The following is a 23204-nucleotide window of genomic DNA, read 5'->3' on the forward strand; positions in this document are numbered from 1 at the left end:
CGCCGGGGGGCGGACCACCGACCGGGGCCGGCCGTCAGCCGCGGGAACGGGGGCGGCGGGCCGGCGGCGCGATGCGTACGGGCTCCTCGACGGGGGCGTTCTCCAAGTCGTCGAGCTGGGCGGTGATCGTGTCGCGCAGGTCGTCGTAGCTCTCGAAGCGGTGGTCGTGGAAGAGCGTGTGGCCCGTCCACATGAGGTTCGCGCAGACCCGGGCCGGCACACGGCCGGTCTGGGCGCCCATGCCGACCAGCGCCACCGACGCGATGCTGCCCGGCGCCTCCTCGTTCTGCCGGTGTATCGCCTGGAACGCGGCGGCGCACGCGAGGGCCACATTCAGGGTCTCGCTCACGTTCTGTGCCGAATGCTCCATCGTCGGCGTCGAGATCAGGAACTTCGGGTTGACGGCTCCGGACGGTACGCACACCGCGCTCCCCACCGGCAGGTCTCCCGCGAACCGGTCGCGGATCGCCCGCTGCACGCGCAGCTGGATGCCCGCGCCGAGGTATCGCTTGATGGCCGCGTCGACCCCGCCGTCCATCCGGCCCCGGGAGTTGGTCGGGGTGACCCAGGCGTCGGCCTTCTCGTCGAGGATCGAGCCCTTGCGGATCTCGATCCCGGGGGTGTCGGCGAACGCCGCCCGCCACGCCTCCACCACCGACGCGTTGATGTCGGTCAGCACCACCTTCAGCGGCGACTGCGTACGGTCCATGGTCATGCTCCACTCCGATCGGGGATACGGGATACGGCCCTCGGTCGTTCACGACGCTACCGCGCCCCACTGACAAGGCGGTTCCGGTCCCGGCGCCGTTGTCGGACCCCCTCGGTATAACAGTGGGGTCCCGCACAGCTGTGGGGTCCGCCTGCCATCCGACGGACTCCCACGAACACCGGAGTCCCAGCACCATGAGCGACGCCCACTCCCCCACCATGCCCGGTCCGAACGACCCGCTGGCCCTCGCCGAGCTCTTCGAGGGCGGTGGCGAACCGTGGCTTCCGCTGCTGAAGCCGGTGATCGAGGCGCAGCCGGACGCGGCCGCCTTCATCGGCCCCGGCCGTGGCCCGGAGGTCGTCCCCGTCCGTGAGCTGACCTTCCAGGCGCTCAAGCCCAATCCGCCGCACAAATGGAAGGTCGTCGTCTTCGGCCAGAACCCTTACCCGCGGCCGGAGAGCGCCACCGGCATCGCCATGTTCGACAACACCTTCCACGACTGGAAGGACAGTCAGTTCGGACGGGTCGTCAGTATCCGCTGCATCATCAAGGCGGCGGCGATGTGGAAGTACGGCATACCGAAGAAGACCCCTATCGCCGATATCCGCGCGCTTTTGAAGGAGCAGGACACCGTCCAGCCGCCTGAGTGGTTCCAGGCGATGCTGACACAGGGTGTGCTGCTGCTGAACGCGGCGCTCACGGCCGGCAGTGACGGGTCGAGGGGGCCCGACCGGCACACCGTGTTCTGGCGTCCGGTCGCCGAGCGGATCGTCGAGGAGATCCTCAAGGCCAAGCAGAGCGCCGACGAGGAGGACCGCGGTGTCGTCTTCGCGTGGTGGGGGGCTCACGCGCGCAACCTCAAGAAGATCGTCCTCCAGCTCCAGGAGAAGTACCCGGAGGTCGAGGTCCGGCACATCGACCACTCCAATCCCGCCGCGCAGGGCGACATATTCTGCGAGGGCGACCATTTCGCGGTGGTGAACGATGCCCTCGCGTCGCTGGGCATGGATGAGATCGACTGGTTGCCGAACAAGGGGTGGAACGAGGCGGCGGCGGAGGCCGGCGGGGCGGACGGCGGCATCGCCGAACGCATGGGCGCGTTCATCGCGTCCACCATGGAGCTGCACCAGCTGTATCTGGAACGGCTCGCCGGCGTCAAGGACGAGGGCCTGGCCCTCCCCGAGATCACCGGTGTGTTCGACACCCCGCTGATGGAGTTCCACGACGCCGTCGCCCCCGTCGCCGATCTGCTGTCCGGTCTCAACCGGCATGTCGACCTGTCGCACGAATTCGGCAAGAGGCGGGCGGACGAAGCGGTCGGCGGCCTGTCCGCCGACGCGATCGCCGCTCTCTACCTCTACACCTGCGAGTCCGCGTTCTACCGCGAGATCAACGCCATTCTGCGTGCCCCGGACCGGAGCAAGCTCGTCCCGTACCTCCCTTATCTGCGGCTGCTGTTCTCGGCGGTGTCAGGGCTTCCCGCGCGCACGGAACCGCTGTGGCGCGGGGTGTCACTGGACCTGCGTGGGCAGTACCCCGTCGGCCGGACCGTCACCTGGTGGGGTGTTTCCTCGTGCACGTCCAAGCTCGGCGTGGCACGGTCGTTCCTCGGGAGCCGCGGCAAGCGGACGCTCTTCGAGGTGCGGCCGGTCCGGGCCGTGGGTATCCAGAATTTCTCCGCTTTCACGGGTGAGGAGGAATTCATCCTCCCGCCGGGCACCCAGCTCAAGGTGACGGACGTGAAGACCGAACGCGGTGGCTTGTGCACCGTAAAGCTGACCGAGCTGGAGGAGCAGACCCTGGTGTCCTGAACGGGTTCCGTCAGTCGGTCGCGGTGGTGGCGCAGGCGAGGTGTCCCCAGCCGTCGGGGTTCTTCGCGATCGTCTCGCCCTTCGCGTACGGCTTTCCGCAGCGGCAGCGCCCGGGGAACCTCGCCTTGAGCGATCCCCTCGTCCGGCCGCTCGACGGGCGCCGCGTCCCCGCCCCCGTCCCCGTCCCCGGCTCCGAGGAGGGCTTCCGGGCGCGGCCGCCGGCCCGGGGTCCGGCCGAGGCCCCGGCCTCCGGTTCGGGCAGGGCGGAGCCGAAGGAGGTGCCGGCCTCCCGCTGGGTACGGGCGGTGTGGCTCGCGGCCGCGTCGGCGACGGCGTTGAGGGGGTCGCCGTCGACCTGGTGGGCCGGTACGTACACGAACTCGACGGCGCGGCCGGTCAGCAGCTCGTCGATCCGCATCACGAGCGCCTGATTGGCCACCGGGGTGCCGGAGGCCGTCTTCCACCCCTTTCTCTTCCAGCCCGGCAGCCATGTCGTCACGGCCTTCATGGCGTACTGGGAGTCCATCCGTACCTGCAGGGGAACGGCCGGGTCGGTGGACTCCAACAGCTCCTGAAGCGCGGTGAGTTCGGCGACGTTGTTCGTCGCGGTGCCCAGCGGTCCGGCCTGCCAGCGGTGTACCTCGCCGGTGGCGTCCCCGATGACCCATGCCCAGGCGGCGGGCCCGGGGTTTCCCTTCGACGCGCCGTCGCACGCGGCGGTGATCTGTTCGTGCATCCCACCATGGTGCCAGCCGTTCGCCATCAGTCGCTCCCGGCCGGAACCACCTGCCCCTGCCGACCCATCTGTTTGATCAACGGGGACTCGGCAATGCGCATCAGCACATCAGTGCACACATCAGCGCACACGCACACGCACACGCACCAAAGGGGCAGGGATCGGCATGGCCATCAACAGGCGCACACTCCTGGCAGCGGGTACCGGACTGGCGGCGACAGCCGCCTGGGGCGCCACGACGACGACCGGCTCGGCGACGGCCGGCACGAAGAGGGCCAGCGAAACGTGGGCCGCGTCCAGGGCGGCCGCCGTCGCGGGGAGCGACTGGACCGCCCTCGGCAAGAGTCTCACCGGCGGCCTCGTACGCCCCGACGACGCCGACTACACCGCCGCCCGTCAGCTCTACAACACGCGCTTCGACGCCCTCCGCCCTGCCGCGATCGCCTACGTCGCCGGCACCCCGGACATCACCGAGGCCCTGGCCTTCGCCCGCCGCTTCTCCATACCCGTCTCCATCCGCAACGGCGGCCACAGCTACGCGGGCTGGTCCAGCGGCAACGGCCGGCTCGTCATCGACGTCTCACGGCTCAAGAGCATCCGCACGCCGTCCGCGTCCACCGCCGTCATCGGCGCCGGCGCCAAGCTCATCGACGTCTATACGAGCCTGGCCGCGCACGGCGTGACCATCCCGGCGGGGTCCTGCCCGACCGTCGGGGTCTCCGGGCTCACCCTGGGCGGCGGACACGGCGTCCTCTCCCGCGCCTACGGTCTCACCTGCGACAACCTCACCGGCGCCACCCTCGTCACCGCCGACGGCAAGACCGTCGACTGCGACGCCACCCGCGACGCCGACCTGTTCTGGGCCCTGCGCGGGGCGGGCAACGGCAACTTCGGCGTCGTCACCGAGCTCCGCTTCCGCACCCACGCGGTCGGCGAGGGAGTGACGGGATACCTCTCCTTCCCCTGGTCCAAGGCCGCGGCCGTCGTCCAGGCGTGGCAGGAGTGGGGACCGGGCAGGCCGGACGAGATCTGGTCCGCCTGCGACCTGTCGGCCGCGGCGGGCGGCACCCCCCGGATATCCGTCGCCGCGTTCTCGATCGGCTCGTACGGGGACCTGGAGAACGCCTACGACGAGCTGATCGGCAAGGTGGCCAAGGCGAGCGGCGGCAGCAGCGGCATCGGAACCGTCAGTCTGCGCCGCCACGCCTACCTCGACACCGTCCGCGCCTACGCCGGCTGCGGCGACAAGTCCACCGAGCAGTGCCACCTCCCGGGCGCCACGCCCGGCCGCGAGTCCTCCGGGAAGCTGGAGCGCGAGACGTACGCGGCGCGCTCGGACTTCTTCGACCGCTCGCTGGACGACGCGGGCACCCGGACGCTCCTCGACCAGCTGGAACACTTCGGGCGCGGCGTCAAGGGCGGTGGCGCCTCGGTGCAGCTGACGGCCCTGGGCGGCGCGGTCAACCGCGTCAAGCCTCTGGACACGGCCTTCGTGCACCGGAGCTCGCGCATGCTGGCCCAGTACCTGACGTCGTGGGCGGCGGGCGGTCCGGGCACCGCGCAGACCGCCTGGCTGGAGGAGGCGCACACGGCGATGCGCCGCCACGCCTCGGGTGCGGCCTACCAGAACTACACGGACCCGAGTCTGACGGACTGGCGGAAGGCCTACTACGGGGACGCGGCGGACCGGCTGGCGAAGCTGAAGGGGCAGTACGACCCGAAGCGAGTCTTCGACTTCCCGCAGGCGCTGTAACGCACGGGCAGGCGCCGGGCCCGGGCAGCGTCGAGGTGGTCACCTTCGGTGCCGACCACCCCGGCGCCGCCGCCAGTGGTGCGCGTGTCTTCTACGAGCGTCTCGGTTTCACCCCGGCCGAGGGGTCGGGGCGCGTCGCGTCAGGCCGCCACGGCCGCCTCGACGATCGACACCGCCGTCCCGGTCGGCACCACACGTACCAGCCGCAGCCCCGCCTCCGCGAACAGCCGGCGGAATTCCTCCTCACCGCGCTCCTGGCCGTTCAGCGCGGTCATCATCAGCACGTCGAGGACCTTCCCGGGGTGCGGGGTGTTGTCCTGCGGGATGACGGCGTCGACGGCGAGCAGCCTGCTGTCGGCGGTCATTCCGGCGCGGCACGTGCGCAGGATGCGGACACACTCCTCGTCCGGCCAGTCGTGCAGGATCCGCTTGAGGAGGTAGACGTCGGCACCGGCCGGGACCGAGGTGAAGAAGTCGCCGGGCCGGATCTCCCAGCGCCCGGCCAGCTCGGGTACGTCGAGCGAGTGCCCGCGCAGCACGGCGTCCCGGTCGTACAGGATGCCCGTGAGCCCCGGGTTGCGTACGAGTGCCCGGCCGAGCAGCCCGCCGCGCCCGCCGCCGACGTCGACGACGGTGCCCTTCGCGGGGAAGGCGTACGCGGCGGCGACCCCGTCGTCCTCGCCGGTGGAGACGCTGGCCATGCCCCGGTCGAACGCCTCACCCGCACTGGGCTCGCGGGACAGGTACTCGAAGAAGGGGGCGCCGTAGATCTCGTCGAAGACGGAGCGTCCGGTGCGCACGGTGTCCTCCAGCCGCGCGGCGGGCCGCGTGAAGGAGTCGTCCGTGGCCATGAGAACGGCCTCGCGTAACGAGGACGGGGTGTCGGAGCGCAGGCGTTCGGCCAGGGGCGTGAGCCGGAAGGCGCCCTTGTCGTCCTCGTGGAAGACGTCCTTGGTGGCGAGCAGCCGCAGGATCCGGCGCAGATGCCCTTCGGAGGTGCCCGTCAGCGCGGCGAGCTCGCCCACGCCGCGGGGGCCGTCGGCGAGGTGGTCGGCCACGCCGATGCGTGCCGCCGCGCGCAGGGCGGCGGAGTGCAGGTAGCTCAGCGCGTAGTCGGTGAGGTGTGCGGCGAGGGGATCGGGGGCGGAGGGGGTGGTGTGGTCCATCGGGGCTGCCTCCAGAAGCGGGTCCGAAGTGCCGGCCGGTCGGCATGTGCCGGGCCGCCGTATACCGGGCCGTACGACACCACGATGGCCGTAGCGCCCGCTCGGCCGCCAGGGCATCTCACGCCACTTCGTGCCCATTTCAACGACGAGTTCGACGGCGAGTTCAACCGAGTTCAACGGCGGGGCCCGGCCTTGGCGCGCCCGTCGTTCAGGGGGTGGAGGACAGCGCTTCGACAGCGCGGATCCTGACCGTGAAGGAGAGTTTCTGCCCGGTCGGCGCTGTGCAACGGACGACTACGTCGCCGTTCGACGCCACGAGGGCGGGCGGCGCCCAGCCGGCCGGAGGCGCTCCGCCGTCGGAGCCGAAGGCGGCGGTGACGCGGGGCTGGTCGGCCCAGGCCGAGACGGTCGTCCCTCCGGCCGCCCTGGAGAAGCCCTGTTCGAGGATCCATCGGGCCGCCCTGCCGAGCGGGCCGGTGGCGATGACCTCGGCGCGGACGAGCGTGGTTCCCGTGGCGAGGGGCATCGCGCCCAGCTCGGTTGTGCCGCCCGCAGGTGGCGAGCCCGTGGCCCGGGATTCGTGCTCGCGGGCCGTGACCAGGCCGGTTGCCCCGTCGTAGGCGAAGATCCAGTCCTTGGTGCCCTGCCACTGCGTCAGCCCGCCGTCCGTCGTGGAAACGGCGCCGCCGATGAACGACACGTAAGGGGCATGCTGCGGCAGCGTCCAGGGAATCTCATGGCCGGTCTCCGGCGTGGTCTTCCTGCCGCCGATGATCCGCACCGGGTGGGGCAGGGACTCGCCGGACAGGAGGAAGACGGAGTGCGCGTCACGGCTGGGCTGGAAGTCGCAGTTGACGAAGGTGTAGTTGCCGTCCGCCGAGAGGGCCGCGGGGCTGTCGATGATGACGCAGGGACACTGTGTGGTGTCGCTGAAGGACGTCTGGAGGGTCGAACTCTCCAGCAGCAGTCCGGTCAGGCAGGACGTCATCACCGCCGCCTGCCACCTCCGCTCCCCCGGCGGCATGCGCCCGACGTCCTCCGAGGAGATGACGATTCCGATGCCGTGGAAGGAGCCGTAGGACGCGGCTGACGTCAGCATGACGGGCACCAACGAGATCCCCGTGCCGATCAGCCAGTCCCGGGCAACGACACCGATCGCTCCGGTGGACACGAAGTCGTACTGGGCCGACGCGACGTGGAGCCGTTTGACGTTCACCAGCGCCGTGTCGCCGGACAGCACCAGCCCCAGGCGGCTGACGGCGATGTCGATGTTCTCGAACCCCGAGGTGGCGGAGACGTCGCGGAACCGGATCCCGTCCCGCGCGGCCGACACGCTGACCTGCTCGATCACGGTCCCCCACGCCAGCTGCGCCTGGATGCCCGCGCCGCCGGAGGACTGGAAGGCGAGGCGCCGGACGACCGGCGACGTGTTGTCGTTGGGCAGGCCCTCGCGGTAGTGGAACGAATACACCAGGACCGGGTCCAGACCGGGCCGTCCCTTCCAGGTGAGGCCCACGGTGAAGACATCAACGTCCCGGTCGAAGTTGACGAGCAGCAGGGTGTGGTGATTGCTCGCGTTGTCGGTGGGGAACTTGGCGGTCGGCGCGGTGAACGGCGCGATCCGGGTGGCCTGGTCGGAGATGCGGATGGAGTCGACGCGGCCGGGGAACTGCTTGTGCACCGGGTGGTATTCGGGCCAGTAGGCCCCGCTGTACACCCCGAGGTGGACGCCCTCCTCCACGGCTTGGCCCAGTCGCCCGGTGGCCGGGACCTCCCGCATGTCCGTCTGCGCGCCCGGCCTCCCGGCGAACAGCCTCAGCCGGCTGCCATCGTAGGTGAGCGCGATGTGCGTGGTGACCCCCACGGGCACGCGCAGGGACTGGCCCGAGGGCGGTACGGTCACGTCCCGGCCGCCGATGCGTACGGTGGCGGAGAGCGCGAGCCCTCCGGTCCCAGCAGCCTCACCGGCCCCGTCGGCCACCAGGAACACGACGAACGCGGCGTTCTGCGGATCCCGTGCGTTCCGCCGCCCGGAGCTGGTGATGACCGCCATTGTCGTGCCGACGACGGGCGGCATCCGGTCGGCCTGGACCGTGCACTCGACCGAGAAGGCGGCCAGGCCGTCCATGTCGAGCGCGGGGCTGTCGCGGAAGTTGAGCGTGTTGGCACCGTCCAGCCTGAGCGCCCCGGCCTTGCCCGGCCCCGACAGCAGGGCGTCGCCGGTGGGGAAGTGCCCTACGGTGTCGGGGGTGATGCACAGCGCCGGGCCGTGGTTGGCCAGGAGGCGGATCACGCTGCTGTGCGGGCTCTGCCCGCGCAGTTCGATGCCGGGGGATCCGTTGACGACGAGCGGGCGGGTGATCCAGTAGGTGCCCGGCGGGAAGTACACCGTGCCGGTGCCCGTGGCGGGCTCGAGGGACTCCATGGCCGCGGTGATGGCGGCCCAGTCGTCCGTACTGCCGTCGCCTTTGGCGCCGAAGTCCCTGACGTCGGCGAACTCGTGCCGCGGCGCCAGGGTCAGGACACCCTGCGCGTCGCACGGACCGAGCACCCACGCGCCGGCCGCCGGCTGCGACCGGCGCACGGCGCGCGCCGACTCGTCGACCACGACGGCGGTCGGCAGCCCCGGCCCCAGCCCCGACATCGCCGCGGGCACCGCCTCGGACGCCGCGAAGTAGGTCACCGTGGCCCCGGCCGCCGCCGATTGGGCGGCCAGGCCCGCCGGCCTCGCACCGGTGGCGAGCGCGGCGGGCGTGGCCTTCGTCAGCTTGCTCGGGTCGGCGGGGTCCTTGGCGGGGCACAGGACATCCCCTGCGGAGACGTTCACCGCGACGACTGCTGTGGGCATCGCACGCTCCTGCTCTCACGGCCGTCCCGGCTGTTCCGTTCCCACCGGATGGTCCCCATGGAGCAGGTCGTTCACTCGGAAGTTCACTCAAGTGGGCATCGCGTCCTTCGGGCGCCACGACCCTTGTCACCGCGGAACCGTTGCGGAGAGACATGGGCCGGGCCCACGATGCCAGGATGCGGTTCTCGGTGAACGTACCCAACTTCGGCGACTTCGCCGACGCCAGGAATGTGGCGACCCTGGCCGTGGCCGCCGAGGAGGCGGGGTGGGACGCCCTGTTCCTGTGGGATCACGTCGTCCACCACAAGGGCTCCCCCCGACCCGTCGGCGACCCGTGGATGCTCCTCACGGCGGCGGCGCTGGCCACCACGCGGATCAAGCTGGGCACGCTGGTCACGCCGGTGCCCCGGCGGCGGCCGCACCAACTGGCGCGGCAGGTCGCGACGCTGGACCGGATCAGCGGCGGCCGGGTGATCTTCGCGGCGGGCCTGGGCGGGCCGGTCGAGGACGAGTACGGCAGCTTCGGCGAACCCACCGACGAAGTCCTGCTCGCCGAGCGCCTGGACGAGGGGCTGGGCCTCCTGGAGCGGTACTGGACCGGTGAGCCGGTCACCCATCACGGCCGCCACTTCCACGCGGACGACGTGGCACTGCTGCCGGCGCCCGTGCAGCGCCCACGCCCGCCGGTGTGGATCGCCGGTTTCTGGCCGCACCGCAGGCCCATGCGGCGCGCGGCCCGCTGGGACGGCGCGGTGCCCCTGTTCGACTCGGCGGGGCACGGCAGCACCCCTCCGGTGGACGAGCTGCGCGACCTGGTGACCTACGCCCGCCGGCACCGGCCCGACGACCGCCGTGACGCGCCCTTCGAGGTGGTCGTCGGAGGTGTGTCCCCCGCGAACGACACGGCCGCCGCGCGGGACGTCATCGGGCCCCTCCTCGACGCGGGCGCCACCTGGTGGGACGAACGGCTCCCCATCCGCGACCCGCGACTCTCCCACCTCGGCACGGTCCTCCGCCGCGCCGAACAGGGACCGCCCCGGCTCTGACCGCCACGGCCCGGCGGCCCGGGAAGAGGTGTCAGTGAGTGCCGTGGATACAGAAGGGCTGACCGGACGGGTCGAGCAGGACGGTCCAGTGCCCGCCGCCGGGCTGGTGGGCGGGCTTGGTGGCGCCCATCTCCAGCAGCCGTTTCTCGGCCTCCGCGACGTCGGGGAAGGAGAAGTCCATGTGGAAGGGCAGTTCCTCCTCCGGCCACCGGGGCGCCGTGAAGGATTCGGACGTGTAGCAGAGGTACATCGCCCCGTTGACGTAGAAGGCGAAGGCGACCTCGTCACCGTTCTCGTCGGGGTAGGTCTCGGAGACCGCGGTGCCGAGCGCGGTGGCGTAGAAGCCGGCCAGCGCGCGGCCGTCCCGGGCCCACATCGCGTGGCACATGATCCGGCCCTTCAGAGTGCTGCCGGGCCCACCGGTCTCCGTGGCCATGGTCAGCGGACCACCTTGATGCCGAAGTGGCCGCCGAACTCGTGGCCGAGTCCGAAGCCGATGGCGGAGTGCATATGGGCATACATCTCCATGCCGCGGGCGCAGACGAGGGGGCCGAGGTCGAGGACGTCGGTCCAGCCGTAGGCCTTGAGGAGGTCCGTGGCCCGCTGCTTGGCGTCGGCGTCCTCGCCCGCGACGAACATGGTGTGGTCGCCGTTGCCGACGGCCTTCGGGTTGACGACGGTGGTCTGCTCCTGGGTGACGAACGACTTGACGACCTTGGTCCGGGGCAGGGCGCGCTGGATCTGCTCGCCGAGGCTGTCGGTGTCGACCGGCTCCAGCTTCGGCATGATCCCCCACGGTGTGGGCCAGGGGTGCTCGGGCTCGTGCCGGTAGACGAACGGCACGGCGTAGTCGATCAGCGTCTTGCCGGCGAGCCGGTCGGCGATGGCGGACAGGGCCGCGACGGCGTTGTGGCCGTCGATGCCGTTGATCACCAGGCCGTCGGAGGCGGCCGCGGCGTCACCGAACGTATGCAGTTCGACACCGGGGTGCTGGGCGAGGAAGTCCTTGAACGGCGGGGACCCCATCATGTCGGGCTCCGTGCGGGCCAGCGTGGCCTGCGGGTCGCGGGTGCCGACATGGACATCGTGGCCGAGTTCGGCGAGCTTGGCGATATGGGCGCGGGCACCGCCACCGGTACCGAGAACAGCGATTTTCATGGGAAACCTCCCGTTTTGCTCCGTGCGGACAGGTCCACCGTAGGGCCCTTTCAGGACAGAAGGTGTCCTCTAAACGCGGCATCATGGAATTCATGACGAGCGACATGACCGCCCGGATGCTGCGGCTGCTGTCCCTGTTGCAGACCCGCCGGGAGCGGTCCGGCTCCGACCTCGCCGAACGCCTCGGCGTGACCGTCCGCACCGTCCGCCGCGACATCGACCGGCTGCGCGAGCTGGGCTACCCCGTCGACAGCGCCCGGGGACACGCCGGCGGCTACCGCCTCGCCTCCGGCACCGACCTGCCGCCCCTGCTCCTCGATGACGACGAAGCCGTGGCCATCACCGTCGCCCTGCGCACCGCCGCCGGCGGCCTGGCCGGGATCGAGGAGAGCGCCCTGCGGGCCCTCGCCAAGCTGGAGCAGGTCCTTCCGCAGCGGCTGCGGGGACAGGTCACCGCTCTTCAGTCCTCCCTCGCCGGCATCGTCTGGGAGGAACGGGGGCCGCGCGCCGATCCGGCGCTTCTGGCCACCCTTGCCGTGGCCTGCCGCGACCACGAGATCGTCACCTTCGACTACACCGCCCGTCACGGCGCCACCACCCCGCGCCGGGCGGAGCCCTGCCACCTGGTCGACTCCGGCGGCCTGTGGTACCTCCTGGCACACGATTCCGGCAAGGACGACTGGCGCCTCTTCCGCCTCGACCGCATCACGGACGCCAGACCCACGGGCCGGCGCGTCCCGCCCCGTCCCGTGCCCGGCGACGACCCCGCCGCGTTCGTGGCCGGCCGGCTCTCCTCCGCCCCCACCCGCTACCGCGCCGTCGCCACCGTCCACGCCCCCGCCGGCCACGTCCGCACCCGCGGCCTGGCCACCCGCCTGAAGCCCATCGACGACGCCACCTGCCGTGTCGACGCCTCGGACGACTACCTGCCCCGTATCGCCCAGACCCTGGCCGGCCTCGACACCGATTACACCCTCGACGCCGACCCGGCCGTCCTCGACCACCTCCGCCGGGCCGCCGACCGCGCCCACCGGGCCCTGCGCGCCGCCGCCTGACCCCGGCGCGTCAGACGGTGAGGGGGCAGACGCTCAGAGGGGCAGACGGCCAGGCGGTCAGACGGTCGAACCCAGCAGTGTGCCGACCCCATAGGTCACCGCCATGGCCAGCGCCCCGCCGATCACATTGCGCAGCACTGCCGGGCCGATGGTGGCGCCGCCGAGCCGGGCACCGGCCCAGCCGGTGGCGACGAGGGCGGCGAGGACGGACAGGACGGTCACCGGCAGCCGCCAGTCGGCCGGCGGCAGCACGATCAGCAACAGGGGAAGCAGAGCACCGGCGGTGAAGGAGAGGAAGCTGGCCAGGGCCGCGGCCCATGGATTGGTGAGGTCGTCCGGGTCGATGCCGAGCTCCACGCGCGCGTGGGCCCGCAACGCGTCGTTCCTGCTGAGTTCCCCGGCGGCGGCGTGGGCCACGCCATGGCTCAGGCCGCGCCGCTCCAGCGCGGCGGTCAGCGCCGCGAACCCGGCCCGGGGGTGCGCGCGCAGCTCCTTCTCCTCCTGCTCCAGCGCGGCCCGCTGCGCGTCGCGCTGGGCACAGACCGACACGTACTCGCCCGCCGCCATCGAGAGCGAACCGGCCAGCAGTCCCGCCATTCCGGCGGTCAGCAGGGTGCCCCGCTCCTCGGTCGCGCCGGCGATGCCGACGACGAGGCCGGCGGTGGACACCACTCCGTCGTTGGCGCCGAGGACCGCGGCGCGCAGCCAGTTGAGCCGCCCTTCGGTGGCCTGGACGGTCCCTCCGTGGTGCGGCGAGTCCTGATCGCTCACGGGGCAAGGATCCCGTCGGGCCGGGCGGGACCGGTGCGCGGCGCGCCGGAGCCGTTGGCACACGCACTCACCGTGTGCCATAAAAGGCGACATGGCGGATACGTTCAGGAACGCCGAGGCCGAAATCAAGATCATCCTCGCCGGTGGGACGGCGGAGGACGCGTGCCGGTCCCTGGGGCTCGAGCCCGGGGACGGAAAACACCTCAGCGTCTACTTCTGGGACGCCCCGTGGGCGGACGGCGACGGGATCCGCCTCCCGCTGGCGGAGGCCGGGGCCATCGTCCGGCTGCGCAGGCCGGACAGGGGCGGCGGCAAGGGCGACAAGGGCAACAGGAGCGACCTCACCGCGAAACTCCGGCCGTGCGACCCGGCGGCGCTGCCCGCGAAATGGCGTGAGAACCGCGGCGGGAAAGGCTGGGAGTTCAAGGTCGAGGAGGACTGGAGCGGCAGCGATCGCGTCTGGTCGGCCTCACTCAAGGTGGACGGGAACTACGAGCCGCCCGTCGCCGGCGAGGGGCACGGGCCCGCCGCCTGCTGGCCGCCCCCGCTCACCCCCGGCCAGCGCGACCTGCTGGCGCACGCCGGGGTCACCGACGACGGCCTGCGGGACGCCGTCGCTCTCGGCCCGGTCAGGGCCGTCAGGTGGAAGCTCTCACGCCAGGACCTGGACCGGCCGCTCACCGCCGAGTTCTGGAGCGTCGACTACGACGGTCCGTGCTTCCTCGAACTGTCCCTGCGCGCCCCGCACGCCGATGCCCCGGGCGCCCAGGAGCTCCTGGAGCGCACCGTGCTGGAGCGGGGCCTCCGGCCAGCCCCGCGGCAGGCGTCGAAGACGCAGACGGTCATGACCGAGCTCGCCCGGAACCATCTGCGCCGGGCGGTGTGACACGTCCGGCGGCCGCGAGGCGACCGCCGGACGCCGGATCGACGTCGTCAGTGGCCCGTCAGTGAGCCGTCCTGGTGTTCCAGATCGCCTGGCTGCCGTCGTAGATCACGACATTGCCGTCGTCCTGCACGGCCAGGCGCGAACCGGGGTGACCGGCGGTGCCCGACCACCAGACGGCCTTGCCCGAGCGGGTGTAGACCACGAAGTTGCCGTCTTCCTGGAACACCGCCCGCCAGCCGCTGTTGACGGTCCGGGAGTCCCACCGGGCCCGGCCGAACTCGTCGTAGACGACGAGGTTGCCGTCGGTCTGCATGACCAACTGGGCGGTGTCGGACGTCACCGACTGGCCTCTCTCAAGGACGAACGGGGCGTAGAGCACCTGTGACGCCTTGGTTCTAGCGCCGCTCGCCCCGGTCGCGGAGGTCGCTGAGGTCGCTGAGGTCCCGGAGGAGGTGTGGCCGAGGGTGGCCGCGCTCGCCTGGCCGGTGAGGGTGATGGCCATCAGGGCGGCGGCCGCGAGTGTCGTGGCAGTCTTCTTCCCCACGAAAGGGTCCCTTCGTCGAGTCGTTCTTCCACGGGTGCCCCCAGGTGAGGGGGCCGAAGACGGACTCTCGCAGCTTCCCCCGCCGCGCAGGACCACTCCGTTCGCCCATGACGGGTTCGCACTGTTCTTTGGCCAAGGATTGAGCGTCCGATGAGCCGCCATGGGTGAAAAGCCAGGCGAGGCGGCGGAATCAGGAGCGGTACGGTCCTGAAATGCTCGATGGGGACGGCTACTTCGGAGAGAACGTCGCGAACTCCTACGACGAGACGGAGGCGGACATGTTCCGCCCCGAGGCGGTGGACCCGGCAGTCGACATGCTGGCCGAGCTCGCCGGCGACGGCCCGGCGCTCGAACTCGGCATCGGCGTGACGATCGGCGACTTCGCGACGGCACGGGTCGCGGGCACGTTCGCGGTCGTCTATCTCGTCTTCAACACGATCAACAATCTGACGACACAGGACGCCCAGGTGGCCTGCTTTCGCAACGCCGCGGCCCATCTTCGGCCCGGCGGCCGCTTCGTCGTCGAGGTGGGAGTGCCGGATCGCCGACGGGCGCGCCGAGCACTCGTTCACTCCGTTCCGCTACGTGTGGCCCGCCGAGCTGGACCTGATGGCCCGGCTCGCGGGGCTGCGGCTGCGCGACCGGTGGGAGGGCTGGTCGCGGGCGCCGTTCACGGGCGAGAGCCGCCGGCACGTCTCGGTCTGGGAGAAGAGCGTCGCCTGACCTCGAACGACAGCGGTGTTCGCGGTCAATCCCGGTATGCCGGGCCGGAACGCATGAAATGGACGACGGCGTAAACGGCGAGCGCCACCGGCACGGCCTGGAGGACCTCGCCGGGGACAGCACCATACGCCGCCAGGAGGACCAGGACCGGAACGGTCAGCACGGTGGGGAACGTCGCGATCAGTGCGAGTCGGATACGGGTACGGCGGTGGCTCACGGCCGGGCTCCTGGGTGGAAGAGGAAGAGGAAGTGGAAGAGGAAGAGGACAGCGGTGGCGGGGCTCAAGCGGCCGACCCTCACGTGACCGGGTCGCGACGCGCGGCGTCCAGGTAGTCGGCCAGCTCCCGCCAGTCGTCGGCCGGGGCGTCGGGGTCGCCGGACATCGCGGCCGGGTCGTCACGCCACGCGTCCCGTACGCCGGTGGAGATCCCCGCGTCGCCGCCGGAGAACAGCGTGCTCAGCTCGTCCATCCGCGCCACCAGACGCCGGACCTTCGGGTCGGTGGGAGGGGTCCCGGCCGTACGGAGCCGGTCGGCCCGGCGGTAGAGCTCCGGCCATTCGACCTCCAGCAGGTAGTGCATCGCGGGCCCCAGGGCGGCGGCGCGCGTCTCCAGAACCCGCATCTGGTCGTCGTCCAGGTGGCGGCGCAGCGTGTGCTCGCCCTCCGGGCCGGTGCCGCCGATGGCGTGGAGGGCGTCGAGCAGCATGCCGGTCGTCGGGTACTGGTCGGCCGTCAGCCTGTCGCCGAGGCGGTTCAGCCGTTGCCGCAGGACGTCGAGCGCGGCGATGGAGGCCTCCACCTTGGCCAGGTGGTCCCGGACCAGTCGCGCGGGGTCCACCCCGGCGTCGAGGCAGACGGCGATGGTCTCCAGGCCCAGCCCCAGGCCGCGCAGCGCGAGCACCTGGTAGAGCCGGACGACATCGCCCTCGGTGTACTCCCGGTGTCCTCCGGCGGTGCGCCGGGAGGGGCTGAGCAGGCCGATGGTGTCCCAGTGGTGCAGTGTCCGGACGGTCAGCCCGCTGGCCTCGGCGAGCGGACCGACCTTCCAGGTCGTGGAAGCGGTCATGGGACAACGATGCATCCTCACGTCACGTGAGGTTCAAGTCGGGGCCGGCGGACCCCGCTCCCCCGCTCCCCGCCCCGGCGCCGCGGTGGTGCACCACCGCGGCGACCGGATCGCGATTCCGGCGGAGCGTTCAGTACCGCAGCACCGCCGCCAGCCGGTCCTCCTCCGCGAGTGTGTCGTCCCGGACGAACTCGACGTCCGCCCCGTTGTTCAGCGCCGCCTCGACGATCTCGTCGACGACGTCCTCACGGATGGCGGGATCCGCCGTCAGCGTCTCGGCGGGCTCGTCCAGGCGCACCGGGGAGCCGCCGTTGCCGTCGACGCGGGCGGTGATCTGGTAGTGGTCCTCGACCGCGAGGAGCGCCACCCGGCCCTGGCGGACGGTCTGCCAGATCTCGTCCAGCCCGGAGGTGAAGCGCTTCTGGCCGCGTGCGTCGCTGAGGCGGCGCAGCACCTCTCCCTGCCGTGCGGCGCGGCGCTCCTCGAACGCCGGGCGCAGCACCTCGGCCAGCGCGTGCGCGGACAGGCCGATCGCGCCGCCCTGCTCGGTGCGGGAGGTGATCGCGCCGGGCCTGGGGCAGAGCTTCTCGAGGAGGGCGATCTGCTCGCGCAGCCCGACGACGTACAACGGCCGGGGTTCGCGGTCCAGTACGGGCATGAGGGCGCCGACGACCGTGCGCGCGTACTGGCGTTCGCGCTCGACGTGGGCCTCCCCGCGCGCGGTCAGGGAGTGGTTGCCGACCTTGTCGAAGTTCGCGCCGGGCAGGGCGTCCTCGTGGTCGGGGAGGGAGGGGCGGACGGGGAAGCCGTTGGCGATGGTCTCGACGAGGTGGTCTCCCGCGCCGTCCCACAGCCTGGTCTCGGCCTCGGAGAGCACCAGTACCCAGTACGGCTCCTCGGAGAGGCGGGCCGCGACCAGGTTGCGGGTGAGGAAGGTGTCCGAGACCACCACGCGCTGGGGCACGGCGCGGGGCAGGTACCAGACCTGGTGCTCGCCCGGGGCGGCCAGGATGAGCAGGCCGTCGTCGGCGTGGGCGAGGTCCACCTCCTTGAGGGCGGCGTCGATCTGCGCCTCGACGTCCGTCCGCGCGGTCCGGGTGACCCTCGGGTCCTCGGCGAGCCGTCGTTTGGCCTCCGTCACCGTGTTGCGCAGCCTGACCTGGTCCTCGGTGCTGGTGCCGGCGCGCCGTGTGGTCGGCAGGAGCAGTGAAACGGCCGGGTACGGGCGCTCACGGCGCAGGTCGCGGAGCGTCTCGTCGGTCAGCTCGCCGATGTCCATCAAGGTCCTCCTCGGGCCTGCGGGGTGTCTTCCAGCTCACCAGAGGCATGGCCGAACGGCCAATCGAGCGGGTCCACCCGGTGCACGGGTGCTGCGCTCCTACCCGTGCGGAGGCTTCCTACCCGTACGGATGACTTCCCCCGCTCATCCGATGAGCGGATGGGGGACTGCGGTAGCGAAGAGTCATGACGAAGCGCACCGTCCGCGGCGTTCTGCTGTCCCTGCTCACCGCCGTGGCGCTGACCGGCGGCACGTCCGGCGCCCTGGGCGCCCTACCGGCCGGCACATCGTCGTCGGCCGTCCCGTCGGACCGCCGGGCGCACGAGCGGACCCGGGCGGCCATGGAGGCGCTCGTACGGGCCGGGATGCCCGGCGTCGTCGGCCAGGCGCGCGAGGGGCGCGACGGGCGCCGCGTCTGGGACGGGGCCGCGGGGACGGCCGACCTCGGGCGGCCACGGGCGCCGCGGGCGCGCGACCGGTTCCGGATCGGCAGCAACACCAAGACGTTCGTCGCCACCGTGATGCTGCAGCTGGAGGCCGAGCACCGGCTCCGGCTCACGGACACCGTGGAGCGCCGGCTCCCGGGCGTGGTGCGCGGCCACGGCAACGACGGGCGTGCCGTCACCCTCCGCCAACTCCTCGACCACACCAGCGGGATCTTCGACTACGCGGCGGACCCCGCCCTCCACAAGCGGCTCTTCGAACGGGACTTCCTCCACCACCGCTTCGACACCTACACGCCACGGCAGTTGGTGCGCACGGCCGTGTCCCATCCGCCGCTCTTCGCCCCCGGCAAGGGCTGGAGCTACTCCAACACCAACTACGTGCTGGCCGGAATGGTCATCGAGAAGGTCACCGGCCACCCCTACGGCCGGGAGATCCGCGACCGCGTCCTGCGGCCCCTGGGCCTGCGCGCCACCTCCGTACCCGGCCGGTCGGCCGCCCTCCCCCGGCCCGGCGGACGCGGCTACATCCGCTTCCCGGACGAGCCGGGGGCCCCGTTCCATGACGTCACCGACATCAACCCGACGGAGGCCTGGGCCGCCGGCGAGATGATCTCCACCGTCGGCGACCTCAACACCTTCTACCGGGCGCTGCTGCGCGGCCGGCTTCTGCCCGCCCGCCAGCTCGCGGAGATGCTGACCACGGTGGACACCGGGCTGCGCCCGGCGGCGCGGTACGGACTGGGAATCGGCGCGCGGATGCTGTCCTGCGGGGTGACGGTGTGGGGGCACGACGGCGGGATCCAGGGGGCGGTCTCCACGGTGAGCAGCGTCCGGGACGCCTCGCACACGGCCGCGTTCGGCGGCAACGCCCTCGGGGTGCCCTTCGACACGCTCGCCCTGGTGGAGGCCGAGTTCTGCGGGAGGGCGCGCTGAGCGTCCCGAATATCAAGTGCCCTGGGTGAAGGCCGGCCAGGACCCGGGATCCACATGGGTGTTCTCGGGCACCTGCGCGTGGGCGTACCAGCCGCCCTGGGTCTCCCAGACGCTCTCGGAGCGATGGGAGGTGAAATCCACGGGGTGTCCCATGGGCCAGTAATCCGGAACCTCCCAGGATCGCACCCATGCGTTGAGTTCCCGCCACCCTTTGCACGGGGTGTCGGCCAGCTGCCGGAAGACCTTGCCGTTGACGCGGCAGAACGGGAAGAACAGCGCCTCGATCTGAAGGACGACCTTTCCGGCGCGGTCGGTCCGTGTACCTCCGGGCAGGTCGTGCACCGACTTGCTCCGGGACGTCGCGGGGAAGAACTGGGCGAAGGCGCCGGCGAACGGGTCCCAGAGGATGTGGGGTGCCTTTTCCTTCCCGTCGTGGGTGAAGAAATGCTGGAGACTGGTGAAGGGAACGAGGTCCATCGGATTCTCCGCCGTGGCCTCGCGGTCCGCCGTGATGTGCGCGATGGCCTTCGGAGGGAAACCCGGGTCGTAAGGGGCGTGGTCGCCGACGTCCATGTTGATGGCCTGCGGCATCCATATCTCGGCCATGGTCCGACTCCTGACATCGACTGTTTCAAGTCTCATCCCGGATTCCCAGCCGCGCACATCAGTCGCGCACGCGGCATCGCCGTACGAGCCGTCCCAGGCCGGCGAAGCCGTAGCCGTGGGCGCGGGCGGCGGCGATGATCCGCGGCAGGGCGTCGGCGTCCAGCACGGAGTGGCGCGCGTCCGTGGAGCCCACGTGCATCTGGATGATCGCCCCCGGTGAGAACGCCCGCTCCGCCCGCCCGACGACCATGTCCACCGTCACGCCCCCGTCGGGCCCGCGCCAGCCCGCCGTGTCGTCCACCCACTCGACGACGGGATACCCCAGGGCGTTGACGTCGCGGACATTCTGCTCGGTGAACTCGCCGTAGGGGAAACGGAAGGCCACGGGCGTACGGCCCGTGGCCCGGCGGATGGCCCGCGCGGCCAGGACGGCCTCCCGGCGCTCCTCACGGAAGGACAGCCCGGGGAACCGCGGATGGCTGTAGGAGTGGCTGCCCACGGGGTGGCGGGCCGCCAGCGCGCGGGCCGCCCTCGGGTGGCGGTCGGCGAAGTCCCCCGTCAGGAAGAACATGGCCGACACCCGCTCCTTCCGGAGCACGGCCAGGACCCGGGCGATACCGTCCTCGTTCCACGCCGCGTTGAAGGTCAGCGCGATGACCTTCCGGTCCGTGGGGACGCGCCGGAGCGCCGTCCCGGTGCACCCCGGCCGCCCGGAAACGGAATCGGAACCGGGAACGGAACCGGGAACGGGCTCCCCCGCCGCGCCCGGAGCCGCCACGGCCAGCAGCAGGGCGGCAGCCGCGACCGTCGTCCATCGACAGGGCCAGGACGGTCGACGGGGACAGGACATGTGCGTGCTCCTCCCGCGCGGGAAACCCGGGACGATCTCACGCGATCCGGTGCCCTCCACTCGTACGCCGTGCCGAGAGAACGTTTTCCCTTCCCCCGTAAGGGCGATACGGCGCGTGCCCTGACAGCCCCGGGGGCAGACCCCGTACGTCCAAGCCGATGACCGGATAAGAGGTACTTCATGCGCCGCACCCCTGTCATGACCCTTGGCACCGCCGCCGTACTCGGCCTCCTGCCCGGCTCGCCCGGGGTCACCGACAGCGGCACCCCCACCTCCACCGCGTGCCGGCTCCCCGCGCCCGCGCGGGCGGGCAACCGGTTGCGCGGCACCGCCCCGGTGGCACGCTTGACCTATGGCCCGGCCCAATGACGAGGTCGAGGCGCTGCTCCAGGAGTACGCCGATCTCGTCGCGATCACCGGTGGCGACGCCTTCAAGGCACGTGCCTACGAGAAGGCCGCCCGTGCGATCGGCGGCTTCCCCACCGACGTCTCCACCCTCGACGCCGAGGGCCTGCGGGAGATCCCGAACGTGGGGAAGCCGCCGATCGCACGGGGTCCGGGAGCTCGTCGCCGTCCCGACGCTGGGCCCCAGGAAGGCCATGACGCTCTACGAGGAGCTGGGCGTCTCCTCCGTGGAACAACTCCTCGACGCCATCCACGACGAGAAGTTGCGCGACCTCAAGGGCTTCGGGCCCCGGACCGAGGAGAACATCCTCCACGGCATCGCCCTCATGCAGAAGGCCGGCGGCTCCGGCGGCCGCATCCTCCTCAACGCCGCCATGGACGTGGCGGAACAGATCGTCGCCGAGCTCTCGGGGCTGGACGGCTGCGAGGGGTGCGCGTACGCCGGGTCGCTGCGCCGTATGCGGGAGACCATCGGGGACATCGACATCCTCGTCGCCGCCACCCGCTCGGGCCCGTTCATGGAGGCGATCGCCGCCCTCCCGTACACCGCCGAAGTCATCGCGCACGGCGAGAAGAAGACCTCGATCCGCACCACCAAGGGCCTCCAGGTCGACCTGCGCGTCCTGCCGCCCGGCTCCTGGGGTGCCGGGCTGCTGTATTTCACCGGCTCCAAGGCGCACAACATCCGCGTCCGTGAACTCGCCGTCCGCCACGGATACAAGCTGTCCGAGTACGGGCTGTTCCACGCCAAGAGCGGACGGCGGATCACCTCGGCGACGGAGGAGGACGTCTACGCCCGGCTGGGCCTGCCCTGGATCCCGCCCACCCTGCGCGAGGACCGCGGCGAGATCGCGGCAGGGCTGCGCGACGAGTTGCCCGAACTCGTCGAGGACGGCGACATCCGCGGCGATCTGCACACCCACACCGACCTCACGGACGGGCTGGCCTCTTTGGAGGACATGGTCACCGCCGCCGCGCGGCGCGGCTACTCCTACTACGCCGTCACCGACCACGCCCCCGACCTGTACATGCAGCGGATGACGGACGCCAAGATCCTCGCGCAGCGCGAGCGGGTGCGGGAACTCGACGGGAAACACCGGCGGATGCGGCTGCTGCACGGTGCCGAGCTGAACATCGGGCCGGACGGGGAGGTGGACTGGCCCGATGAGTTCCTGGCGGGCTTCGACCTGTGCGTGGCGTCCGTCCACTCGCACTTCAACCAGAGCCGGGCGGAGCTGACACGGCGGCTGGTGCGCGCCTGCGAGAACCCCCATGTGTCGGTCATCGGGCATCCCACCACCCGGCTCCTCGGCAAACGGCCCGGAATCGACGCCGACTTCGACGCCGTATTCGAGGCCTGCGCGCGGTCGGGCACCGCTCTGGAGATCAACGCCCATCCGGAGCGGATCGATCTGTGCGACGAGGACATTCTGCGGGCCGGGCGCCACGGGGTGAAGTTCGCGGTGAACACCGACGCGCACTCCACCACGCATCTTCCGTATATGCGCTATGGCGTGGGAACGGCGCAGCGGGGCTGGCTGACCAAGGACGACATCATCAACACCTGGCCGCTGCAAAGGCTGCGCCGTTTCCTGTCCCCGAAATGACGGGGGTCCGGACTCAGGAGACCGCAGTGGCCTCTTCCGCCGCGGCGGCAGCGGCCTCAGCGCGGCCCTTGGCGCGGGAGCGCTTGGAATAGGTGATCGTCCAGGCGATCAGGAGGGCGGGCACGCCATAGGCCAGAACGGAATTCATGGCGACCATGGCGCCGGTCGGCAGCACGTAGGACAGTCCGACGCGGGCGATCGCCTCGACGACATAACCGATGCCCCACACCATGGTGATCCGGGTCATCGACCGCCGGAAACTCTCATGCTTCCAGAGGCCGTTCCACTGGGCGATGCCGTTCGCGGAGCCGTCGGTGCCGAATTTCCGGCCCAGGTAGAACATCATCGGGCGCGGGGCGGCCAGGCTGATCAGACAGACCACGCCGAAGAGGCCCGTGATCAGGGAGTCCTTGACCAGGAGCAGGCGGGCCGAGTGCGGCCCGACGCCGGTGACGGCGAGGGTCAGCACCAGGAAGATCAGGGTCATCACGGCGAACTCGTCGACGCGCCGGTGCCAGATCAGATAGATCACCATGTCCACGGCGGGCCAGACGCCGGAGGCCACCAGGGCGGAGAAGTCGCTCCAGCCGGCGTCGGTGAGCTGGTTGTAGGTGACGAACGGCAGCACCACATTGCAGACGATGGACACGGCCCAGCTCAGCATGGCGCCGGGCCCGAAGCGCCGGGATGGCGCGGATGACGCGATGGTCATCGATTCCCCCAAGATCAAATGAGTAAAACGGGGGGACTGTAGGGGAAAGGCATCATCGACAGCAAGATCGTTAATCTCAACCCCGTATTTATT

The 23204-nt window shown here is 71.3% G+C and carries 21 protein-coding genes and 3 pseudogenes; 10 read left to right on the top strand and 14 right to left on the bottom strand.

Translation table 11 applies throughout. The features are described 5' to 3' along the window. Positions 1 to 34: 34 nt before the first annotated feature. Positions 35 to 709, bottom strand: a complete 675-nt coding sequence (locus tag RM609_RS01815; RefSeq protein ID WP_311607293.1) for a macro domain-containing protein — start codon at positions 707 to 709, stop codon at positions 35 to 37. Between the two features lie 194 nt (positions 710 to 903). Between RM609_RS01815 and RM609_RS01820 the strand changes: the two genes are divergently transcribed. After that, a complete protein-coding gene (locus tag RM609_RS01820; protein WP_311607294.1) occupies positions 904 to 2520 on the top strand; it encodes an ADP-ribosyltransferase domain-containing protein in 1617 nt (538 codons plus the stop codon). Between the two features lie 10 nt (positions 2521 to 2530). Here the strand turns inward: RM609_RS01820 and RM609_RS01825 are convergent, their stop codons facing one another. After that, a complete protein-coding gene (locus RM609_RS01825) occupies positions 2531 to 3256 on the bottom strand; it encodes a ribonuclease H family protein (protein WP_311607296.1) in 726 nt (241 codons plus the stop codon). Positions 3257 to 3422: 166 nt separating this feature from the next. Between RM609_RS01825 and RM609_RS01830 the strand changes: the two genes are divergently transcribed. Both RM609_RS01830 and RM609_RS01835 read left to right on the top strand, forming a co-directional pair. After that, the gene (locus tag RM609_RS01830; RefSeq protein WP_438828363.1) at positions 3423 to 5009 is read left to right on the top strand and encodes an FAD-binding oxidoreductase; all 1587 of its coding nucleotides are present in this window, start codon (positions 3423 to 3425) and stop codon (positions 5007 to 5009) included. A gap of 14 nt (positions 5010 to 5023) precedes the next feature. Beyond that, positions 5024 to 5131: pseudogene (locus RM609_RS01835) on the top strand (GNAT family N-acetyltransferase); the annotation flags it as partial. Positions 5132 to 5149: 18 nt separating this feature from the next. Here the strand turns inward: RM609_RS01835 and RM609_RS01840 are convergent. After that, positions 5150 to 6175: a methyltransferase gene (locus tag RM609_RS01840; RefSeq protein ID WP_311607297.1), complete on the bottom strand. Its 1026-nt coding sequence runs from the start codon at positions 6173 to 6175 to the stop codon at positions 5150 to 5152. Positions 6176 to 6383: 208 nt separating this feature from the next. Further along, complete coding sequence (locus tag RM609_RS01845) at positions 6384 to 9023, bottom strand: glycosyl hydrolase family 28-related protein (RefSeq protein ID WP_311607299.1); 2640 nt, start codon at positions 9021 to 9023, stop codon at positions 6384 to 6386. A gap of 176 nt (positions 9024 to 9199) precedes the next feature. On the opposite strand from RM609_RS01845, the gene RM609_RS01850 reads away from it, so the two are divergent. Then, complete coding sequence (locus RM609_RS01850) at positions 9200 to 10069, top strand: LLM class flavin-dependent oxidoreductase (protein WP_311607301.1); 870 nt, start codon at positions 9200 to 9202, stop codon at positions 10067 to 10069. A 31-nt stretch (positions 10070 to 10100) separates the two neighbouring features. On the opposite strand, the gene RM609_RS01855 is transcribed toward RM609_RS01850, so the two are convergent. Next, positions 10101 to 10505 (bottom strand): VOC family protein, encoded by a 405-nt coding sequence (locus tag RM609_RS01855; RefSeq protein ID WP_311607303.1) that lies wholly within the window; start codon positions 10503 to 10505, stop codon positions 10101 to 10103. Between the two features lie 2 nt (positions 10506 to 10507). Then, entirely contained in the window at positions 10508 to 11227 is a 720-nt protein-coding gene (locus RM609_RS01860; RefSeq protein ID WP_311607305.1) for an NADPH-dependent F420 reductase, read from the bottom strand. A 92-nt stretch (positions 11228 to 11319) separates the two neighbouring features. Here RM609_RS01860 and RM609_RS01865 point away from each other — a divergent pair, with 92 nt between their 5' ends. Further along, on the top strand, positions 11320 to 12282 hold the full coding sequence (locus RM609_RS01865; RefSeq protein WP_311607307.1) for a helix-turn-helix transcriptional regulator: 963 nt from the start codon (positions 11320 to 11322) through the stop codon (positions 12280 to 12282). A gap of 57 nt (positions 12283 to 12339) precedes the next feature. Here RM609_RS01865 and RM609_RS01870 read toward each other — a convergent pair whose 3' ends face one another. Then, positions 12340 to 13053: a VIT1/CCC1 transporter family protein gene (locus RM609_RS01870; RefSeq protein WP_311607309.1), complete on the bottom strand. Its 714-nt coding sequence runs from the start codon at positions 13051 to 13053 to the stop codon at positions 12340 to 12342. Between the two features lie 91 nt (positions 13054 to 13144). Between RM609_RS01870 and RM609_RS01875 the strand changes: the two genes are divergently transcribed. After that, the gene (locus RM609_RS01875) at positions 13145 to 13939 is read left to right on the top strand and encodes a hypothetical protein (protein WP_311607311.1); all 795 of its coding nucleotides are present in this window, start codon (positions 13145 to 13147) and stop codon (positions 13937 to 13939) included. A 58-nt stretch (positions 13940 to 13997) separates the two neighbouring features. On the opposite strand, the gene RM609_RS01880 is transcribed toward RM609_RS01875, so the two are convergent. Beyond that, on the bottom strand, positions 13998 to 14483 hold the full coding sequence (locus RM609_RS01880) for a hypothetical protein (RefSeq protein ID WP_311607312.1): 486 nt from the start codon (positions 14481 to 14483) through the stop codon (positions 13998 to 14000). Between the two features lie 212 nt (positions 14484 to 14695). On the opposite strand from RM609_RS01880, the pseudogene RM609_RS01885 reads away from it, so the two are divergent. Next, a pseudogene (locus RM609_RS01885) lies at positions 14696 to 15206 on the top strand (class I SAM-dependent methyltransferase). Positions 15207 to 15231: 25 nt separating this feature from the next. Here the strand turns inward: RM609_RS01885 and RM609_RS01890 are convergent. From RM609_RS01890 to RM609_RS01900, 3 genes are all read right to left on the bottom strand, one after another. Then, a complete protein-coding gene (locus RM609_RS01890) occupies positions 15232 to 15423 on the bottom strand; it encodes a hypothetical protein (RefSeq protein ID WP_311607314.1) in 192 nt (63 codons plus the stop codon). A gap of 79 nt (positions 15424 to 15502) precedes the next feature. After that, positions 15503 to 16273 carry a MerR family transcriptional regulator gene (locus RM609_RS01895; RefSeq protein WP_311607316.1) on the bottom strand — a complete coding sequence of 257 codons (771 nt, stop codon included), beginning with the start codon at positions 16271 to 16273 and terminating at the stop codon, positions 15503 to 15505. A 130-nt stretch (positions 16274 to 16403) separates the two neighbouring features. Beyond that, positions 16404 to 17552, bottom strand: coding sequence for a baeRF3 domain-containing protein (locus RM609_RS01900; protein ID WP_311607317.1), 1149 nt, complete (start codon positions 17550 to 17552; stop codon positions 16404 to 16406). Between the two features lie 185 nt (positions 17553 to 17737). Here RM609_RS01900 and RM609_RS01905 point away from each other — a divergent pair, with 185 nt between their 5' ends. Beyond that, positions 17738 to 18931 carry a serine hydrolase domain-containing protein gene (locus RM609_RS01905; protein WP_311607319.1) on the top strand — a complete coding sequence of 398 codons (1194 nt, stop codon included), beginning with the start codon at positions 17738 to 17740 and terminating at the stop codon, positions 18929 to 18931. A 12-nt stretch (positions 18932 to 18943) separates the two neighbouring features. Here RM609_RS01905 and RM609_RS01910 read toward each other — a convergent pair whose 3' ends face one another. Further along, positions 18944 to 19537, bottom strand: coding sequence for a hypothetical protein (locus RM609_RS01910; RefSeq protein ID WP_311607320.1), 594 nt, complete (start codon positions 19535 to 19537; stop codon positions 18944 to 18946). Between the two features lie 58 nt (positions 19538 to 19595). Beyond that, complete coding sequence (locus tag RM609_RS01915) at positions 19596 to 20387, bottom strand: polysaccharide deacetylase family protein (protein ID WP_311607321.1); 792 nt, start codon at positions 20385 to 20387, stop codon at positions 19596 to 19598. 180 nt (positions 20388 to 20567) lie between these two features. Between RM609_RS01915 and RM609_RS01920 the strand changes: the two genes are divergently transcribed. After that, a complete protein-coding gene (locus tag RM609_RS01920) occupies positions 20568 to 20756 on the top strand; it encodes a hypothetical protein (protein ID WP_311607322.1) in 189 nt (62 codons plus the stop codon). Further along, positions 20740 to 22399, top strand: a pseudogene (gene polX / locus RM609_RS01925) (DNA polymerase/3'-5' exonuclease PolX). The gene RM609_RS01920 and the pseudogene polX overlap by 17 nt, the downstream one beginning before the upstream one ends. Positions 22400 to 22412: 13 nt before the next feature. On the opposite strand, the gene RM609_RS01930 reads toward polX, so the two are convergent. Beyond that, positions 22413 to 23111, bottom strand: coding sequence for a VC0807 family protein (locus RM609_RS01930; protein ID WP_311607325.1), 699 nt, complete (start codon positions 23109 to 23111; stop codon positions 22413 to 22415). Positions 23112 to 23204: the final 93 nt, after the last annotated feature.

Origin of the sequence: Streptomyces hesseae, from assembly GCF_031845785.1 — a bacterium.
GTDB lineage: Bacteria > Actinomycetota > Actinomycetes > Streptomycetales > Streptomycetaceae > Streptomyces > Streptomyces hesseae.

Coding starts and splice junctions, on each gene's coding strand:
- RM609_RS01815 (WP_311607293.1), bottom strand. CDS start 709: ATGGACCGTACGCAGTCGCCGCTGAAGGTGGTGCTGACCGACATCAAC.
- RM609_RS01820 (WP_311607294.1), top strand. CDS start 904: ATGAGCGACGCCCACTCCCCCACCATGCCCGGTCCGAACGACCCGCTG.
- RM609_RS01825 (WP_311607296.1), bottom strand. CDS start 3,256: ATGCACGAACAGATCACCGCCGCGTGCGACGGCGCGTCGAAGGGAAAC.
- RM609_RS01830 (WP_438828363.1), top strand. CDS start 3,423: ATGGCCATCAACAGGCGCACACTCCTGGCAGCGGGTACCGGACTGGCG.
- RM609_RS01840 (WP_311607297.1), bottom strand. CDS start 6,175: ATGGACCACACCACCCCCTCCGCCCCCGATCCCCTCGCCGCACACCTC.
- RM609_RS01845 (WP_311607299.1), bottom strand. CDS start 9,023: ATGCCCACAGCAGTCGTCGCGGTGAACGTCTCCGCAGGGGATGTCCTG.
- RM609_RS01850 (WP_311607301.1), top strand. CDS start 9,200: ATGCGGTTCTCGGTGAACGTACCCAACTTCGGCGACTTCGCCGACGCC.
- RM609_RS01855 (WP_311607303.1), bottom strand. CDS start 10,505: ATGGCCACGGAGACCGGTGGGCCCGGCAGCACTCTGAAGGGCCGGATC.
- RM609_RS01860 (WP_311607305.1), bottom strand. CDS start 11,227: ATGAAAATCGCTGTTCTCGGTACCGGTGGCGGTGCCCGCGCCCATATC.
- RM609_RS01865 (WP_311607307.1), top strand. CDS start 11,320: ATGACGAGCGACATGACCGCCCGGATGCTGCGGCTGCTGTCCCTGTTG.
- RM609_RS01875 (WP_311607311.1), top strand. CDS start 13,145: ATGGCGGATACGTTCAGGAACGCCGAGGCCGAAATCAAGATCATCCTC.
- RM609_RS01895 (WP_311607316.1), bottom strand. CDS start 16,273: ATGACCGCTTCCACGACCTGGAAGGTCGGTCCGCTCGCCGAGGCCAGC.
- RM609_RS01900 (WP_311607317.1), bottom strand. CDS start 17,552: ATGGACATCGGCGAGCTGACCGACGAGACGCTCCGCGACCTGCGCCGT.
- RM609_RS01905 (WP_311607319.1), top strand. CDS start 17,738: ATGACGAAGCGCACCGTCCGCGGCGTTCTGCTGTCCCTGCTCACCGCC.
- RM609_RS01910 (WP_311607320.1), bottom strand. CDS start 19,537: ATGGCCGAGATATGGATGCCGCAGGCCATCAACATGGACGTCGGCGAC.
- RM609_RS01915 (WP_311607321.1), bottom strand. CDS start 20,387: ATGTCCTGTCCCCGTCGACCGTCCTGGCCCTGTCGATGGACGACGGTC.
- RM609_RS01920 (WP_311607322.1), top strand. CDS start 20,568: ATGCGCCGCACCCCTGTCATGACCCTTGGCACCGCCGCCGTACTCGGC.
- RM609_RS01930 (WP_311607325.1), bottom strand. CDS start 23,111: ATGACCATCGCGTCATCCGCGCCATCCCGGCGCTTCGGGCCCGGCGCC.